The 16,663-nt window shown below is 66.3% G+C and carries 14 protein-coding genes; 11 read left to right on the top strand and 3 right to left on the bottom strand.

Going from position 1 to position 16,663, the window contains the following annotated elements; genetic code table 11:
- Positions 1-241: 241 nt before the first annotated feature.
- The gene (locus XnspCFBP7698_RS06165; RefSeq protein ID WP_123137302.1) at positions 242-2,656 is read right to left on the bottom strand and encodes a TonB-dependent receptor; all 2,415 of its coding nucleotides are present in this window, start codon (positions 2,654-2,656) and stop codon (positions 242-244) included.
- 1,100 nt (positions 2,657-3,756) lie between these two features.
- On the bottom strand, positions 3,757-5,001 hold the full coding sequence (locus XnspCFBP7698_RS06155) for an MFS transporter (RefSeq protein WP_104579886.1): 1,245 nt from the start codon (positions 4,999-5,001) through the stop codon (positions 3,757-3,759).
- 423 nt (positions 5,002-5,424) lie between these two features.
- On the opposite strand from XnspCFBP7698_RS06155, the gene XnspCFBP7698_RS06150 reads away from it, so the two are divergent.
- Positions 5,425-5,739 (top strand): zinc ribbon domain-containing protein, encoded by a 315-nt coding sequence (locus tag XnspCFBP7698_RS06150; protein WP_047695297.1) that lies wholly within the window; start codon positions 5,425-5,427, stop codon positions 5,737-5,739.
- A gap of 113 nt (positions 5,740-5,852) precedes the next feature.
- Here XnspCFBP7698_RS06150 and XnspCFBP7698_RS06145 read toward each other — a convergent pair whose 3' ends face one another.
- A complete protein-coding gene (locus XnspCFBP7698_RS06145; protein WP_047695296.1) occupies positions 5,853-6,617 on the bottom strand; it encodes a DUF3011 domain-containing protein in 765 nt (254 codons plus the stop codon).
- A 157-nt stretch (positions 6,618-6,774) separates the two neighbouring features.
- Here XnspCFBP7698_RS06145 and aspS point away from each other — a divergent pair, with 157 nt between their 5' ends.
- The 10 genes from aspS (at position 6,775) to tolQ (ending at position 16,612) form a co-directional block, all read left to right on the top strand.
- Positions 6,775-8,541 (top strand): aspartate--tRNA ligase, encoded by a 1,767-nt coding sequence (gene aspS, locus XnspCFBP7698_RS06140; RefSeq protein ID WP_104579885.1) that lies wholly within the window; start codon positions 6,775-6,777, stop codon positions 8,539-8,541.
- A 198-nt stretch (positions 8,542-8,739) separates the two neighbouring features.
- Entirely contained in the window at positions 8,740-9,267 is a 528-nt protein-coding gene (locus tag XnspCFBP7698_RS06135; protein WP_104579884.1) for an N-acetyltransferase, read from the top strand.
- Positions 9,268-9,330: 63 nt separating this feature from the next.
- Positions 9,331-10,008 carry an alpha/beta fold hydrolase gene (locus XnspCFBP7698_RS06130; protein ID WP_146093182.1) on the top strand — a complete coding sequence of 226 codons (678 nt, stop codon included), beginning with the start codon at positions 9,331-9,333 and terminating at the stop codon, positions 10,006-10,008.
- 89 nt (positions 10,009-10,097) lie between these two features.
- On the top strand, positions 10,098-10,826 hold the full coding sequence (locus XnspCFBP7698_RS06125; protein WP_047695292.1) for a YebC/PmpR family DNA-binding transcriptional regulator: 729 nt from the start codon (positions 10,098-10,100) through the stop codon (positions 10,824-10,826).
- Positions 10,827-10,955: 129 nt separating this feature from the next.
- Complete coding sequence (gene ruvC, locus XnspCFBP7698_RS06120; RefSeq protein ID WP_104579883.1) at positions 10,956-11,480, top strand: crossover junction endodeoxyribonuclease RuvC; 525 nt, start codon at positions 10,956-10,958, stop codon at positions 11,478-11,480.
- A 118-nt stretch (positions 11,481-11,598) separates the two neighbouring features.
- Positions 11,599-12,183, top strand: a complete 585-nt coding sequence (ruvA, locus tag XnspCFBP7698_RS06115; RefSeq protein ID WP_039413813.1) for a Holliday junction branch migration protein RuvA — start codon at positions 11,599-11,601, stop codon at positions 12,181-12,183.
- Between the two features lie 53 nt (positions 12,184-12,236).
- The gene (locus XnspCFBP7698_RS06110; RefSeq protein ID WP_039563631.1) at positions 12,237-14,144 is read left to right on the top strand and encodes a potassium transporter Kup; all 1,908 of its coding nucleotides are present in this window, start codon (positions 12,237-12,239) and stop codon (positions 14,142-14,144) included.
- A 131-nt stretch (positions 14,145-14,275) separates the two neighbouring features.
- Positions 14,276-15,310 carry a Holliday junction branch migration DNA helicase RuvB gene (ruvB, locus tag XnspCFBP7698_RS06105; RefSeq protein ID WP_047695290.1) on the top strand — a complete coding sequence of 345 codons (1,035 nt, stop codon included), beginning with the start codon at positions 14,276-14,278 and terminating at the stop codon, positions 15,308-15,310.
- 52 nt (positions 15,311-15,362) lie between these two features.
- Positions 15,363-15,821 carry a tol-pal system-associated acyl-CoA thioesterase gene (ybgC, locus tag XnspCFBP7698_RS06100; RefSeq protein ID WP_047695289.1) on the top strand — a complete coding sequence of 153 codons (459 nt, stop codon included), beginning with the start codon at positions 15,363-15,365 and terminating at the stop codon, positions 15,819-15,821.
- 11 nt (positions 15,822-15,832) lie between these two features.
- Positions 15,833-16,612, top strand: coding sequence for a protein TolQ (gene tolQ / locus XnspCFBP7698_RS06095; RefSeq protein ID WP_039415390.1), 780 nt, complete (start codon positions 15,833-15,835; stop codon positions 16,610-16,612).
- Positions 16,613-16,663: the final 51 nt, after the last annotated feature.

The raw sequence follows: 16,663 nt of genomic DNA, 5'->3' as shown, positions 1-16,663 counted from the left end.
TAGTTGCAGGCGTAGGCGCGGGCTTTCTGGACCCCTGGTGTCTAAGCCCCGCCGGCCCCGCCCTCATCCGGCGCTACGCGCCACCTTCTCCCGCCAGCGGGAGAAGGGAAACGCTGCCTTCCACCGCCTGCGGGGGAAGGTGCCCGAAGGGCGGATGGGGGCGCAGTACCCGCACCTAAAAATCTCTGACTAGCGTAAGTCAGCAGCAGCGCCCGTGCACCACGCACCGGTCGATCCGCCGTTACAGATCCAGCGTCAGCGTCAAACCGACCGTGCGCGGCGCCGCGATGAACGCGCTGTCGCTGCCGTCCACGCCTTCCAGGTAGCGTTTGTCGGTGAGGTTGCTGACGTTGAGTGCCAGCTGCAGGCCGGTGAGCTGCGACGATAGCTGCGACAGCTCCACCCCCAGGTTCGCATTGAAGGTCGTCACGCCATCGAGCGCGGCGCGGTTGGACGCGTCCAGATAGCGCTTGCCCAGATTGCGGCCGGAGACGCCGAAGCGCCAGGCCTGGCCGCGCCAGTCGGCCGACATCACCAAGGTGTTGCGCGGCTGGCCGATCACCTGCGCACCGGGGGTGATCTCCAATGCGGTATCGCGCGCGGCATCGCCGCTGCCCAGATAATCGGCCTTGTTGTAGGTGTAGGCACCATTGATGCGCCAACCGTTGTCCCAGCCGTAGCCCAGCGCCGCTTCCACGCCGCGCGCATGCACGCCGCCGAAGTTTTCGTACACGCCATCGGTTTCGCCCAGGTAGTCGATACCGCTGACGAAGTTGGCCGGCACATACACGATGCGGTTGTCGAAACGGATGTCGTACAAGGTCACGCTGCCGGTCAGCGGCCAGCGGCTGATGCGCAGGCCAAGTTCGACATTGTCGGCGGTTTCCGGTTTGACCCGGCTCAGTGCGATCGGGTCGGTTTCGCCCAGCACCCCGGAGGGGATGGCGGCAAAATTCTGCGAGTAACCGGCAAAGGCTTCCAGGCCCTGCAGCGGCGTGGTCCAGGTCAGGCCGGCCGACAGCAGCGGGTCCGAATGCGCATCCGATTCCACATGCTGCGCCTCGCCGATGCGGCGGTCGCGGGTCTGGTCCAGGAAGAACTGCTTCACGCCCACGCGCCAGGCGAAGGCGCCGTAGCGCATCACATCTTCCACGTAGTACATCTGTTCGTCGGTCTGGTAGTTGTCCTTGAACTGCACCCAGTACGGCTGATGATCGAAGCTGATGTTGGTGCCGACGTTGAGCAGGCGATGCCAGTCGCGGGTGACGCTTCGGTCGTAACGCTCCAGCCAGGCACCGGCGCGCACGGTGTTGTCGATGGCGCCGAGATCTGCACGCCATTCCACATCGGCCATCGCGCCGGCGCGGTGGTTGTCGTAGTGGCTGTGCCGATACGACTGCACCGGCACCGAGCCGGCCAGGTAGCAGGCCGGATTGGATTCGGCCGGCACCGCATCGCTACCGGCGCAACCGGCCAGCATCGTCGCGGCCGCGCCGCCGGGGGTGAGGTAATACAGCTTGCCCAGGTCGCTGCCGGCATACACGGTTTTGCCACCGCGCGCCTCGGATTCCGCTGCGCCGGCGCCGTCGTTGGTGACGTCCACCAGATACGGCGGAATCCAGTCGCCACGGCCTTGCATGCGGTGCGCGTAGCCGGTCAATGTGGTCTTGAAGCCGTTGCCGCCATCGAAGGCGCCGCGCAGGTAACCGAAGGTGTTCTTGCGTAATGCGCGCGAGCCGGAGCGGTAGTTCTGGTCCAGATACGGAATGCCGGTGAGCGTGCCGGTCAACAGATCGTGCTCGGGGTCGCGTGCGAACTGTTCGGGTGTCACGCTGGTGTATTCGGATTCGTCGGCATCGTCGTAGGACGCATAGCCGCTCAGCGTCCACTTGTTCAATGCGCTGACGAATTTGCCGGCCAGGTGATCGCGGCTGGTGTGGCCGCTACCGTCGATCCAGTCGTCGTTACGCGCCGACGAGCCGCTGATCCAGGCGCGCGTAGTGCCGCCGAGCAGCCCGGTGTCGTAACGGGCGTAATACTTGCGTGCCTGGTTGTCGCCGATGCCGCCGATCACCCGCACACGCTGGGTGTCCAGCGGTTCGCCCGTGAGGTAATTCAAGGTGCCGCCCAACGCTTCGTTGGAGCGCGATGCGATGTCGGCGGTGCCCTGGCTCACTTCCACCGTTTCCAGATCCGGCATGTCGATGAAGCGATTGGCCTTGGAGCCGCCGCCATAGGCCGAGCCGCCATTGGGCACGCCGTCGATGGTGGTGCCGATCTGCTGGGTATCGCGATTGCTGACGAAGCCACGCATGCTGATTTGGGTGCCCCAATCCGACGAGCCGAATGCATCGGCCTCGGTCACCACCACGCCGGGCAGTTCGTTGAGCGCATCGTTGACGCTGCCCAGCACGAACTGGCGGTCCAGCATTTCCTTGCTGACGGAGGTCTTGGAATACGTCATCGCCTGGCCGACTACCTGCACCTGATCCAACGTGGACACTTGCTCGCCAGTGCCGGTCGGTGCGTCGCCCGCAACCAGGCCTGACGTTGCGCCGTCAGGAGCTTGCTGCGCATAAGCGGACACGGCGAGTGGAACCAGCAGTAACGCAAGCGTGGCCGGCTGGCGCACGCGCGAGAAAGACGTCGAATCCATTGCAATCCAGCAAGCGGGGGGTGTTCAAAGACTGCCGCGCTTGCGTTGCGTGATGATGACCGCGCTAGGGATGGGGCTGCGATCACGCATAGCGGTGCGTCGAGTCGCAGCGACAGGATGATGTCTAGTGGACGCTGGTGTTCCCAGCCTTCCGGTGAGATCTCCGATACGAGACGACGTCATCTGTCGTCGGAGGTCTGGTTCAAAGCCGAGCCGGGCGAGCGCGCGGCGGATTCACCGCGCGCGGGACACGCGATGAATCCGTCAGCGCCGGCTCGGTGAGGACACCATGCCAGACAGTTGGTTGGTGGTTTTGTTCAAGAACTGAGGGCGCCGCGCCACTAGGTTGCTGGTTGCCTGTCGCTTGTTGAAAACCTTGCGCACCGACCATCGCAACTGGTCCTTGCCCGCCCACCGTCGCGGGACCCTTGGCGGCATGGATGCCGCCACGGAGCTACATGGACGTACTTGCAGCGTGTCCTGCGATGGTGGGCGGGCAAGGGCCCTGCAGCAATGGCGCAGATGATCCGCTTTCCCCCTGATCTACCAGTATTGAGCAATCAGTTAGCAACGACTGCATCGTGCGTATTGCGAGCGCTTTGTTATCTTCAAGTCTGGTCGAGGGCGCGGTGCCCTCACCGCTCGCGGGACACGCCGCAAGTACGTCCTTGTAGGCTCGGTAGCGGCATCCATGCCGCCACACGGTTCCGCAATCGGCGAGGGCACCACGCCAGATAGTTGGTTGGTGGTTTTGTTGGAAAGCAAAGGTCGCCGCATCACCAGCCTGCTCGTCGCTGGTTCATATCCATGCGCACCGACCGTCTCGACTGGTCCTTGCCCGCCCGCCGTCGCGGGACCTCGAGCGGCACGGATGCCGCGCCAGCGCCTACATGGACGTACTTGCGGCGTGTCCTGCGATGGTGGGCGGGGCGAGAGCCCTGCAATCAAGCAGCAGATCGAGTGCTCCACTGCTGATCTACCCACCAGGTTGTCTACCAGCTGCTCTGCCTTGCGGGCACATCTCGCGCTGGTGAGCAGGCAAGGTCATACAGCAAAGGACAGCTCACTCGCACTGCAGATAACGACGGCGAAGAGCTGTGTCAGCCGCCCTTGATGTGCGGCGATGCTTCGGCCTGCTGCGTTTCCGGCATCAGCTCCAGCGCCGATGGCGTGGTACGCAGCATCGGGCGGAAGGAGATGGGATGGGTGCGGCGGCGGGTGAAGCGCAGCAGCCGCGACAGCGTGAATCCGGCCAGCGCCAGCAGCATCACCGCGAAATACACCGGCAAGGCCGCCGGGCCGAACTTCTGCATTGCACCGCCGGCCAGCGCCGGGCCGATCGCCGCACCCACACCGTGTACCAGCAGCAGGCTGCTGCAACCGGAGAGCAGGTCCTCGCGTGGCAGGTAATCGAGCATGTGCGCAACCGCAAACGGGTACAGCGAAAACGCCAATCCGCCGTAAACGAAAAACAGCACGAACAACACGGTGGTCTGCGTCTGCACTATCGGCATGGCGGCAGCGATGGCGATACCGGCGGCCAGTACGCTCACCGTGACCAGGCCGATGCGGCGGTCATGTCCGTCGCTGATGCGCCCGATCGGCCACTGCAGCACCGCACCGCCCACGATGGCAGCGAGCATGAACATCGCCACGCCGTCGGCATCCAGCCCGATGCGGCTGGCGTACACCGGCAACAGACCCCAGAACGCACCCATCGCCAGTCCGGAAAGGCCGGCACCAACCGTCGCCACCGGCGCCAAGGCGTACAGTGTTTTCAGTCGCAGGCGCGAGACATGCGGTACCTCGGGCGGGATCAGCCGCGTGGTCATCACCGGCATCACCGCCGCGCAGATCAGGATCGCCGTCAGCGTAAACATCGCCGGTGCACCTGCATCGCCGATGCTGAGCAGGATCTGGCCCAGCGCCAGCGCCGATAGATTGATCGCCATGTAGACCGAAAATACCCGGCTGCGCCGACGCGCATCCGGCTCGGCGTTGAGCCAGCTTTCGATCACGGTGTACAGGCCGACCAGCGCCGCGCCGGTGACCAGGCGCAACACGCCCCAGCCCCAGGGATCGAGCCAGATCGGATGCAGCAGCACCGCAATCGCCGCAAGCGATGCGTAGAACGCGAATGCACGGATATGTCCGATGCGGCGGATCAACGGCGGCGCGAAGAACGTGCCGAGGAAGAAACCGGCGAAGTAGCCGGACATGATCAGGCCCAGCGCACGCGCATCGAAGCCGGCCTGGCCACCGCGCACGGCGAGCAAGGTGCCAAGCAGCCCACTGCCGGTCAGCAGCAGGGCAACGCCGAGCAATAAGGCAGTCAGCCGCAGCATGGATGCGGCCCTCGTGGGGGGAAAGGCGCGTCGATCACGTGTTCGAGTGTAGCAGCCCGGGCAGTGCGGCTCAGTCCGGATCTCGCCGCGCGCAGCCTGCAGCGACGGCCGCCCGCACCGGTGCATGTCCACGAACTGCATCGCGTGTGGGTGCGGATGGGCGACCCGCGCACGCGATGCCTGTGTTGCCACAGAGCAGTCGAACCGGATGATCGTGTGGCGGCTGTCGTACTTGCCGGCGTGCTGTCTCAACCGGCTGGCCATTGCGGCATCGCACCGCGTCGCCGGCGTCTCCGCGCATCACGCAGTGCGAGGTGCCAACGCATCAGGCCCCATCTTCGCGCGCACCGGTTGGCCATTGCGCCGACGCACCCGCATCCGTCTAGAATCTGCGCCCCTGCATCGTCTTCCTCATCTTCTGCCATGCCCATCTACGCGTTCCAGTGCACCACCTGTGGCCATTCGTTCGACCGCCTGCAGAAGATGGCCGACCCCGATCCGCAAAGCTGCCCGGCCTGCGCCGCGGCCACGATCAAGCGCCAGGTCACCGCGCCGTCGTTCCGGTTGTCCGGTAGCGGCTGGTACGAGACCGATTTCAAGTCGGCCGGCGAAAAGAAGAAGAACCTCACCGACAGCAGCAGCGCAGGCGGCGAGGCCAAGCCTGCCGCAGCCGGCGACAGCAAGCCAGCAGCTGCACCGGCCGCAGCAGCGGCGAAGCCGGCATCCGGCGCGGCGTGACCGCGACCCTGCTAGGCGGCGACGCCTGCACGACTTGCGCGACGAAAACGACACAGGCCGGCCCACGCCGGACCGACCTGTGGATTCCCGCCTGCAACGGCCCCGTTCAACCCTCAGCGGGCATCGAACCGCGCGCGGCAGCCATCGTTGACCCAGACCGTCGAGCGGCGCGAGTCGTAGCCCCAGGTGCGGCCTTCCTCGCAGCGCGTGTCCGATAGCTGGCGGGTCAGCATCGGGCGGCCGGCGTCCGCGTCCCACTTGCAGGTGCGCAGGCGGCGGTCGTCGCTGTTGCAGGTCACCGAGTAATCGCCGCGAGGGCCGCCGCCGCGGTCATCCCGATCCCAGCCGCCGCCACGGGCCTGCGCAAAATCGGCCCGGCAGCCGTCGTCCACCCAGATGCGGCCTTGTTCCTGATGCCAGTTGCGGCCCTCCACGCAGGGGGTGCCGGAGAGCTGGCGCACGATCATTGCGCGCCGCCAACCGGTATTGCAGACCGCCTGGCGCTGGTCGCGGCTCTCGCAGCGCACCGTGCCGGCTGCGGCGTTGCCGGGGCGATCGTCGCCACCATTCCAGCCACCACCGCCCCAGCCGCCGCGGGCCTCGGCAAAACGGCCGCGACAGCCGTTGTCCACCCAGATCCGGCCGCGGTCGCTGCCCCAGTTGCGCCCTTCGATGCAGCGCGTGCCGGAAATGTTTTCCACCAGCGCCGCGCGGCCACGGAAAGGGGTGTCGCATTCGCGGCGGCGGTTGTCGTTGCTGGAACAGGTGACGGTCTGGCCGTTCCAGCCACGGTCCTGCGCGGCGGCGGGACGGCTGGCCAGCGCGCCACCGAAGGCGAGGAGGCTGAAGCCGGAGATCAGCAGGGCGGTGCGCAGCATCGTGGCGTCCTTGGTGCGGGAGGGGCGTGGCGCCTATTCAGCCGGGCGCCGACTTAAGCGCCGGTGACCGCCGCCGCATTTGCTCCTGCCGCCCGCCGGCCCCAGAATATCCGGCTTTCCGGCGCTGTCCTGCGTCGGGTTTTCAGCGGAGCTTTCGATGCGTACCCACTTCTGCGGCCTGGTCGACGAGACCATGATCGGCCAAACCGTCACTCTCGCCGGCTGGACCGACGTGGCCCGCAATCTGGGCGGGGTGTGCTTCATCGACCTGCGCGACCACGAAGGCATCGTGCAGGTGACGGTGGAGCCGGTGGCTGGCGACGACGTCAGCGCAGAGTTGTTCAAGGTGGCCGCCAGCCTCGGCTACGAGGACGTGCTGCAGGTGGAAGGCGTGGTACGTGCGCGCCATGCGGTCAACGACAAGCTGCGCACCGGCAAGGTGGAAGTGATCGCCACGCGCATCAGCATCCTCAACAAGGCCGCGCCGCTGCCGTTCCACGCGCACGAGAACCCCGGCGAGGATACCCGCCTGAAATACCGCTATCTGGACCTGCGCCGTCCGGAAATGCAGCGCATGCAGCGCACCCGCATCAAGCTGGTGCAGGCGCTGCGCCGGCACCTGGATGCGCGCGATTTCCAGGACATCGAAACCCCGATCCTGACCAAGGCCACTCCGGAAGGCGCGCGCGACTTCCTGGTGCCCGCGCGCATGCATCCGGGCGAGTTCTACGCATTGCCGCAGAGCCCGCAGCTGTTCAAGCAGATCCTGATGGTGGCCGGCTTCGACCGCTACTACCAGATCGCACGCTGCTTCCGCGACGAAGCGCTGCGCGCCGATCGCCAGCTGGAATTCACCCAGCTCGACATGGAGTTCGCCTTCGTGCGCGAACGCGACGTGCAGGATTTCGTCGAGGACATGATCCGCGCCATCTTCAAGGAAGTGGTGGACGTCGAGCTGGCCGCGCAGTTCCCGCGCATGACCTGGGCCGAGGCGATGCGTCGCTATGGCTCGGACAAGCCGGACCTGCGCATCGATCTGGAATTGGTCGATGTGGCCGAGCTGGTCAAATCCAGCGAATTCCCGGTGTTCACCGCCGCCGCCAACGATGCCGACGGTCGCGTTGCCGCGCTGCGCATCCCCGGTGGCGCAGCGCTGTCGCGCAAGCAGATCGACGAATACGCCGCGCATGCCGCCAAATACGGTGCCAAGGGCCTTGCCTACATCAAGCTCTCGGAGGCCGGCGAGGTCAGCTCGCCGATCGCCAAGTTCTTCTCCGAAGACGCTTTTGCCGCGCTGCTCAAGCACGTCGGCGTCGGCAATGGCGACATCGTGTTCTTCGGTGCCGGCGGCTACAACAAGGTGTCCGATTTCATGGGCGCGCTGCGCCTGAAGGCCGGCAAGGAGTTCAACCTGGTCGCCGAGGGCTGGGCGCCGCTGTGGGTCACCGATTTCCCGATGTTCGAATGGGACGACGAGGCGCAGCGTTACGTCGCCTTGCATCACCCCTTCACCGCGCCGGCGGTGGACGACATCGCCGACCTGCGCGCCAATGCCCGCACCGCGGTGTCGCGCGGTTACGACATGGTGCTCAACGGCAATGAAATCGGCGGCGGCTCGATCCGTATCCATCGCCCGGACATGCAGAGCGCAGTGTTCGAGCTGCTCGGCATCGGCGCCGAAGAAGCGCGCGCCAAGTTCGGCTTCCTGCTGGATGCCCTGAACTACGGCGCCCCGCCGCACGGCGGCATCGCCTTCGGCATCGACCGCATCGCTGCACTGATGGCCGGTACCGAATCCATCCGCGACGTGATCCCGTTCCCCAAGACCACGGGCGCACAGGATCTGATGACCGACGCCCCGTCGCCGATCGCCGCCGAACAGCTGGCCGAGGTGCACGTGCAGGTGCGCCCCAAGCAGGCCTGACCTGCGCGCAAGCACGGCCACGCCTCGCGCGTGGCCGTGTTGTTTGCCCCGCCAGGCGCCAACGACCTTGGCGAAGTGGTGGCGACCCATCCGTGCGCCGCGCTCAGGCGCCGCATTTGCCGATTCCCGATTCTCCACTTGCAGCAGCGCCGCCGCATGCGAGAAGCTGCCACGTCCCATCCGGTACGAGAAGCCCGCATGACCCGCATCCGCCGCGCCACACCGGACGATGCCGAAGCACTGTCGCTGTTGGCCGCACAGACCTTTACCGAAACCTTCGGGCATTTGTATCCAGAAGAAGACCTGCGTGGTTTTCTCGAAGAAACGTATGCGGTCGAGCGCGCGCGCATCGTGCTGGGGCATCCGGACTACGCGATCTGGTTGCTGGAGATGGACAACCTGTTGGTTGGTCATTCCGCCGCCGGCCCCTGCGGGCTGCCGCACGCAGACGTACGCCCAGCCGATGGAGAGCTCAAGCGGCTGTATCTGCTGAAGGACTACCAGAACAGCGGTTGGGGCAGCCGGCTGTTCGAAACCGCACTGGAGTGGCTGGAGCGCGACGGCCCGCGCACCCTGTGGATCGGCGTGTGGTCGGAGAACTTCGGCGCGCAGCGGTTCTATGCGCGCTACGGGTTCGAGAAAGTGGGGGAGTACGACTTCCCGGTGGGCAAAGTTGTCGATCGCGAACACATCCTGCGTCGCAGGCCGCTGATCGCGGCCGATTGACGGCATGCCGGCACCGTCCGCACTTGCCCGGCGATTGCGCGCCACCTGCAGGCAATCGCGCTGATGCCCGGCGCGGCCGCTGCATTTCCAGGTGCAGCCAGGCGCGCCTCGCGCAAGCCGGCGACCACCGCCACCGCCGACGTGCTGCTGGTCCACGGCATCTGGAACACCGCCCACTGGCTGCTGCCGCTGGCCCGGCGGCTGCGGAGCGAGGGACTGGCGCCTGCAGTGTTCGGCTATGCCAGCGTGTTCGGCGGTCCGGCGCAGGCAGTGCCGCAATTGATCGCGCGGCTGCGCGCCAGCCGTGCACAACTGTTGATCTGCCATAGCCTCGGCGGCCTGGTGGCCCTGCAGGCATTGCAGGACGCGCCCGATCTGCCGGTGCGTCGGGTGGTCTGCCTTGGCTCGCCGCTGCGCGGCAGTGCCGCCGCGCGCAGCCTCGCCCGGCGTGGCGGCGTATGGGCCATGGGCCGCAGCGCCGCGCTGTTGCAGCACGGGTTCACCCGTTGGGACGGGCCGGCCGAGATCGGCCAGGTGGCCGGCTGCGTGCCACGCGGCGTCGGCCGCTGGCTGGCGCCACTGGACGCCGGCTCCGACGGCACCGTTGCGCTGGCCGAAACCCGCCTGCCCGGCCTGCGCGACCATTGCGTGGTGCAGGCCAGCCACAGCGGCTTGTTGCGCTCGCCCGAGGCGGCCCGGCAAGCCCTGGCCTTCCTCCGCAACGGCCACTTTGCGCCTTGAACATCCGCTGGCGCATGTCGGCGCCCCGGTGCGGGCGAGCAATCAGGTAAAATCCGCGCCCTGTCATCCAAGCCAGTCTGGAACCACCCATGGGTAGAGGCCCCTCGATCGAAGGCCGCAAGAACGCCTCCGACGCCAAACGCGGCAAGATGTTCACCAAGATCATCCGCGAGATCAGCGTGGCCGCACGCGCCGGCGGCGGCGACCCGTCCAATAATCCGCGCCTGCGCACCGCCATGGACAAGGGCCTGTCGGCGAACATGTCCAAGGACGTGATCGAGCGCGCCATCAAGAAGTCCACCGGCGAGCTGGAAGGGGTGGAATACGAAGAAGTGCGCTACGAGGGCTATGCCCCCGGCGGCGTGGCGGTGATCGTGGACTGCCTGACCGACAACCGCGTGCGCACCGTGGCCGACGTGCGCCACGCCTTCAGCAAGTGCGGCGGCAACATGGGCACCGACGGCTCGGTGGCCTTCATGTTCAAGCGCCTGGGCGTGCTGAGCTTTGCCGCCGGCACCGACGAGGACACCCTCACCGACGCCGCCATCGAGGCCGGCGCCGACGATGTGGTGGTGTACCCGGAAGACGGCGCCATCGACGTGCTGACCGCCCCGGACGCCTTTGCCCAAGTCAAGGACGCACTGGTCGCTGCTGGGCTGGAACCGGCGCATGCCGAAATCACCTTCCGCGCCGACAACGACATCGCCGTGGACGGCGACACCGCCGTGCAGGTGCGCAAGCTGCTCGACATGCTCGAAGACCTGGACGACGTCCAGGACGTCTATTCGAACGTCGACCAAGCGGCACTCGGCGCGTAAGCGCCGGGAATCGGGAATGGAGAATCGGGAATCGAAACAGCAGCATCCTGCATCGCTCGGCAATGTCGAGCACGCCAGTAGGCCGCTTTACCCATTCCCGATTCCCGACTCCCCAATCCCGGCCTCTAGATGACCCGCATCCTGGGCATCGATCCCGGCTCGCAGCGCACCGGCATCGGCATCATCGATATCGACGAAGGCGGTCGCAGCCGGCATGTGCACCACGCGCCGCTGGTGTTGCTGGGCGAGGGCGACTTTGCGCAGCGGCTCAAGCGCCTGCTGCACGGGCTGGGCGAGCTGATCGAGATCTACCGGCCGGACGAGGTAGCGATCGAGAAGGTGTTCATGGGCAAGAGCGCCGATTCGGCGCTCAAGCTTGGCCATGCACGTGGCGCGGCGATCTGCGCGGTCGTCATGCGCGACCTGCCGGTGCACGAGTACGCTGCCACCGAAATCAAGCTGGCGCTGGTCGGCAAGGGCGGCGCGGACAAGGTGCAGGTGCAGCACATGGTCGGCATCATGCTCAACCTGAAAGGCAAGCTGCAGCCCGACGCCGCCGACGCACTGGCCGTCGCCATCACTCACGCCCATGTCCGCGCCACCGCGCAACGTCTGGGCGTCAATACGCAACAGGCCTGGAGCCGCAAAAGATGAGAATCGGGAATCGGGAATCGGGAATCGGGAATTGCAAGAGCAGGGTCCAGAGCAGCGCACGCTGTTTCGATTCCCCATTCCCGATTCCCCATTCCCGGCACCGCCAAGGCGGTGCCGCGTGATAGGCCGTCTGCGCGGGATCCTGGCCTACAAGCAGCCGCCGTGGCTGGTGATCGACGTGGGTGGAGTGGGCTACGAGCTGGAGGCGCCGATGAGCACCTTCTACGACCTGCCCGACGTCGGTCGCGACGTCATCCTGTTTACCCATTACGCGCAGAAGGAAGACAGCGTGGCGCTGTACGGCTTCCTGCGCGAGGGCGAGCGGCGGCTGTTCCGCGACGTGCAGAAGGTCACCGGCATCGGCGCCAAGATCGCGCTGGCAGTGCTATCCGGCGTCAGCGTGGACGAGTTCGCCCGCCTGATCACCAGCGGCGACATCACCGCGCTCACGCGCATCCCCGGCATCGGCAAGAAGACCGCCGAGCGCATGGTGGTCGAGCTGCGCGACCGCGCCGCCGACTTCAGCAGCGGTGCGCCGATCACCGGCCAGCTCGGCCCTGATGCGGTGTCCGAAGCCACGGTGGCCTTGCAGCAGCTGGGTTACAAGCCGGCCGAGGCCACACGCATGGCACGCGAGGCCGGGGCAGAAGGCGACGACGTCGCCATGGTCATTCGCAAGGCCCTGCAGGCCGCGCTGCGTTAAGCAGCCTCGACCTTTCCCATTCTTCACGCCCTTCGGCGATACCCTGCCCACTCATGTCACAGACCTCCACTCCTGCAGCGGGCCACGGCCACGCGCCCGCCAACAGCCATATGGCCTTGGTCATCGGCGCCATCGGCGTCGTGTTCGGCGATATCGGTACCAGCCCGCTGTACACCCTGAAGGAGGCGTTTTCGCCGCACTACGGGCTGAGCAGCGACCACGACACGGTGCTGGGGGTGCTGTCGCTGGCGTTTTGGGCACTGATGATCACGGTGACGCTCAAGTACGTCACCATCATCATGCGCGCCGACAACGAGGGCGAGGGCGGCATCATGGCGTTGATGGCGCTGACCCAGCGCACCCTCAAGCAGGGTTCGCGTTCGGCGTATGTGGTGGGCATTCTCGGCATCTTCGGTGCCTCGCTGTTCTTCGGCGACGGCGTGATCACCCCGGCCATCTCGGTGATGGGCGCGGTGGAAGGCCTGGAAATCGCTGCGCCCAGCCTGCATCCCTTCATCGTGCCGATCACCGTGGTGGTGCTGCTGATCGTGTTCATGGTGCAGCGTTTCGGCACCGAGACCGTGGGCAAGGTGTTCGGCCCGATTACCTGCCTATGGTTTTTGTCGCTGGGCGCGATCGGCGCCTGGAACATCGTCGACGCACCGGAGGTGATGAAGGCCTTCAACCCATGGTGGGCGATCCGCTTCTTCATCGAGCACGGCTGGCACGGGGTGTTCATCCTGGGCGCGGTGGTGCTGGCGGTGACCGGCGGCGAGGCGCTGTACGCGGACATGGGGCACTTCGGCGCAAAGCCGATCCGCCACGGCTGGTATTTCTTCGTGCTGCCGATGCTGCTGCTCAATTACCTGGGCCAGGGTGCGCTGGTGCTCAATCACCCGTCCGCGCTGAAGAACCCGTTCTTCGAGGCGGTGCCTGGCTGGGCGTTGTACCCGATGATCATCCTGGCCACGCTGGCGGCGGTGATCGCCTCGCAGGCGGTGATCACCGGCGCCTATTCGGTGGCCCGTCAGGCCATGCAGCTGGGTTACATCCCGCGCATGCTGATCAAGCACACCTCGCGCGACACCATCGGCCAGATCTACGTACCCGGCATCAACTGGCTGCTGATGGTGATGGTGATCGCGCTGGTGCTGATCTTCCGCAGCTCCACCAACCTGGCGGTGGCCTACGGCATCTCGGTGTCGATGACCATGCTGATCGACACCCTGTTGCTGGCCCTGGTTGCCCGCGCGCTGTGGCCGCGCTGGCGCAACTGGGTGCTGCCCCTGTGCGTGGTGTTCTTCATCATCGAACTGGCCTTCGTGATCGCCAACGGCGCCAAGCTGCTGCAGGGTGCCTGGTTCCCGCTGGCGCTGGGCATCGTGGTGTTCACCCTGATGCGTACCTGGCGCCGCGGCCGCGCGCTGCTGCGCGAGGAAATCCGCAAGGACGGTATCCGCATCGACAGCTTCCTGCCGGGCCTGATGCTGGCCCCGCCGGCGCGCGTGCCGGGCATGGCGGTGTTCCTGACTGCCGACCCGATGGTGGTGCCGCATGCACTCATGCATAACCTCAAGCACAACAAGGTGCTGCACGAGCGCAACATCTTCCTCAACGTCGATACCTTGCCGATTCCGTATGCGCCGGTGGACAAGCGCCTGCAGATCGAATCGATCGGCGACGAGTTCTACCGCGTCTACGTGCGCTTCGGCTTCATGGAGACGCCCGACGTGCCGCTGGCGCTGATGCGCTCCTGCGACCAGGGCGGTATCCATTTCGATCCGATGGACACCACCTTCTTCGCCAGCCGCGAGACCATCGTGGCCAGCGCCAACCGCGGCATGCCGATCTGGCGCGACAAGCTGTTCGCGCTGATGCATCGCAATGCCGCGCCGGCCACCGGTTTCTTCCGCATCCCGGGCAATCGCCTGGTGGAGCTCGGCGCGCAGGTGGAGATCTGAGGCCGCCGGTGGCGGCCCGGGATCGGGGATTGGACAGTCGGGATTGGCAAGAGCGTAGCGCCGGAGGCGCACTGCGGCCCATACTAGTGTGCTGCCAATCCCGTCTGCCGAATCCCCAATCCCCGCCCTGAATGGACCGCATCATCGCCAGCAGCTCCACCCGCGAGGACGAAGCCGCCGATGCGAGCATCCGTCCCAAGCGCCTGGCCGACTATCTCGGCCAGCAGCCGGTGCGCGAGCAGATGGAGATCTACATCCAGGCGGCCAAGGCGCGCGGCGAGGCCATGGACCATGTGCTGATCTTCGGCCCGCCCGGGCTCGGCAAGACCACGCTCAGCCATGTGATCGCCAACGAGCTGGGCGTGAGCCTGCGGGTGACATCCGGCCCGGTGATCGAGAAGGCCGGCGATCTTGCGGCGCTGCTGACCAACCTGCAGCCGCACGATGTGTTGTTCATCGACGAAATCCATCGCCTGTCGCCGGTGGTGGAGGAAGTGCTGTATCCGGCGATGGAAGATTTCCAGATCGACATCATGATCGGCGACGGCCCGGCTGCGCGCTCGATCAAGATCGACCTGCCGCCGTTTACCCTGATCGGCGCCACCACGCGTGCCGGCCTGCTGACCGCGCCGCTGCGCGACCGCTTTGGCATCGTGCAACGCCTGGAGTTTTATTCGCCCCAGGAGCTGACCCGTATCGTGATCCGCTCGGCCGCGATCCTGGGCATCGACTGCACACCCGAGGGCGCTGCCGAAATCGCGCGCCGCGCCCGCGGCACCCCGCGGATCGCCAACCGCCTGCTGCGCCGGGTGCGCGACTACGCCCAGGTCAAGGCGGCCGGCCACATCGATCTGCCAGTGGCGCAGGCCGCCATGCAGATGCTGAAAGTGGACCCGGAAGGCTTCGATGAGCTCGACCGCCGCATGCTGCGCACCATCGTCGAGCATTTCGATGGCGGCCCGGTGGGCGTGGAATCGCTGGCCGCCTCGCTCTCGGAAGAGCGCGGCACGCTGGAAGACGTGATCGAGCCCTACCTGATCCAGCAGGGCTTCCTGATCCGCACCGCGCGCGGCCGCATGGTCACCACCAAGGCCTATCTGCACCTGGGCCTGAAGCCGCCACGCGACCGCGCCGCAGGCATCGGCGAACCGGGAGAGCTGTTTTGATGGCGCTCCATTGGTCGCCCGCCCGGGCCGTCCCGACCGACATTCCGTGCCCATGACCACCGAATCACGATTCCCGACTCCCCAATCCCCGCCTGTATTCAGTTGGCCGACACGCGTCTACTGGGAAGATACCGACGCCGGCGGGGTCGTCTACCACGCGCGCTACGTCGCCTTCCTGGAACGTGCGCGCACCGAGTGGATGCGCGCGGCCGGTTACGGGCAGGACCTGATGCGCCAGGACCACGGTCTGGTGTTTGCGGTCCGCTCGATGCAACTGGATTTCCTCAAGCCGGCCCGGCTCGACGACGCGCTGTCAGTGTCGGCGGTGCTGTTGAAATGCAGACGGGCCAGCCTGCAGTTTGCGCAGTCGGTCCGCCGCGAAGGCGAAGTGCTGCTGACGGCCGAGGTGCGGATTGCCGCACTCGCTGCCAGCGACTTCCGCCCGCGCGGCATGGACGATGCGGTATACGACGTGTTGAAAGCTCTAGAAACCACAGAATCCGATTACTGAGGAACGAACGGATGTCGATTGCATTGCTCCTGGCCCTGCAGGACACGGTAGTGGAAGCACTACCGCAGGACGTCACCGCGGCCGCGGCGCAAACCGCCACGGCGGCGCACAACAGCAGCATCAACTACGTGGATCTGATCCTGCGGGCCAGTATCCCGGTGAAGATCATCGTGCTGTTGCTGTTGATCGGCTCGTTCATCAGCTGGGTCATCATTTTTCGCAAGGCGCGCGCGTTCAAGCAGGCCAACCGCGAGGCCGACGAATTTGAAAACCGCTTCTGGTCCGGCGCCGATCTGGCCAAGCTGTACGCGTCGGCGACCGATCGCAACCGCACTGTTGGTGGCCTGGAATCGATGTTCGAGAGCGGCTTCCGCGAGTTCTCGCGGTTGCGCGACCGCCGCCGCCTGGACGCACGCGTACAGCTGGAAGGCGCACAGCGCGCCATGCGTACCGCCTTCACCCGTGAGGTCGACCAGCTCGAGCGCAATCTCGAACTGTTGGCCAACATCGGTTCCACCGCGCCCTACGTCGGCCTGGTCGGCACCGTGTTCGGCATCATGGTGACCATGCACGACATGGTCAGCAGTGGCGAGCAGGCCGGTATCGCAGCGGTGGCACCGGGCATCTCCGAAGCCCTGTTCGCCACCGCCATCGGCCTGTTCGTGGCGATCCCGGCCGTGTGGGCCTACAACCGCTTCACCACGCGCGTGGAACGGCTGTCGGTGCGCTACGAGACCTTCGCCGACGAGTTCAGCTCCATCCTGCAGCGCCAGGCCGGCGCGGACGAGTAATGCGTGCGCCCTGCAAGCCCGTGACGGTTCGCGCATCCGGCCATGGGCGCC

Source organism: Xanthomonas sp. CFBP 7698 (genome assembly GCF_003600855.1).
GTDB lineage: Bacteria > Pseudomonadota > Gammaproteobacteria > Xanthomonadales > Xanthomonadaceae > Xanthomonas > Xanthomonas cannabis.
The sequence above is the reverse complement of the archived record's forward strand: the minus strand, read 5'-3'. Positions and strand labels throughout refer to the sequence as shown.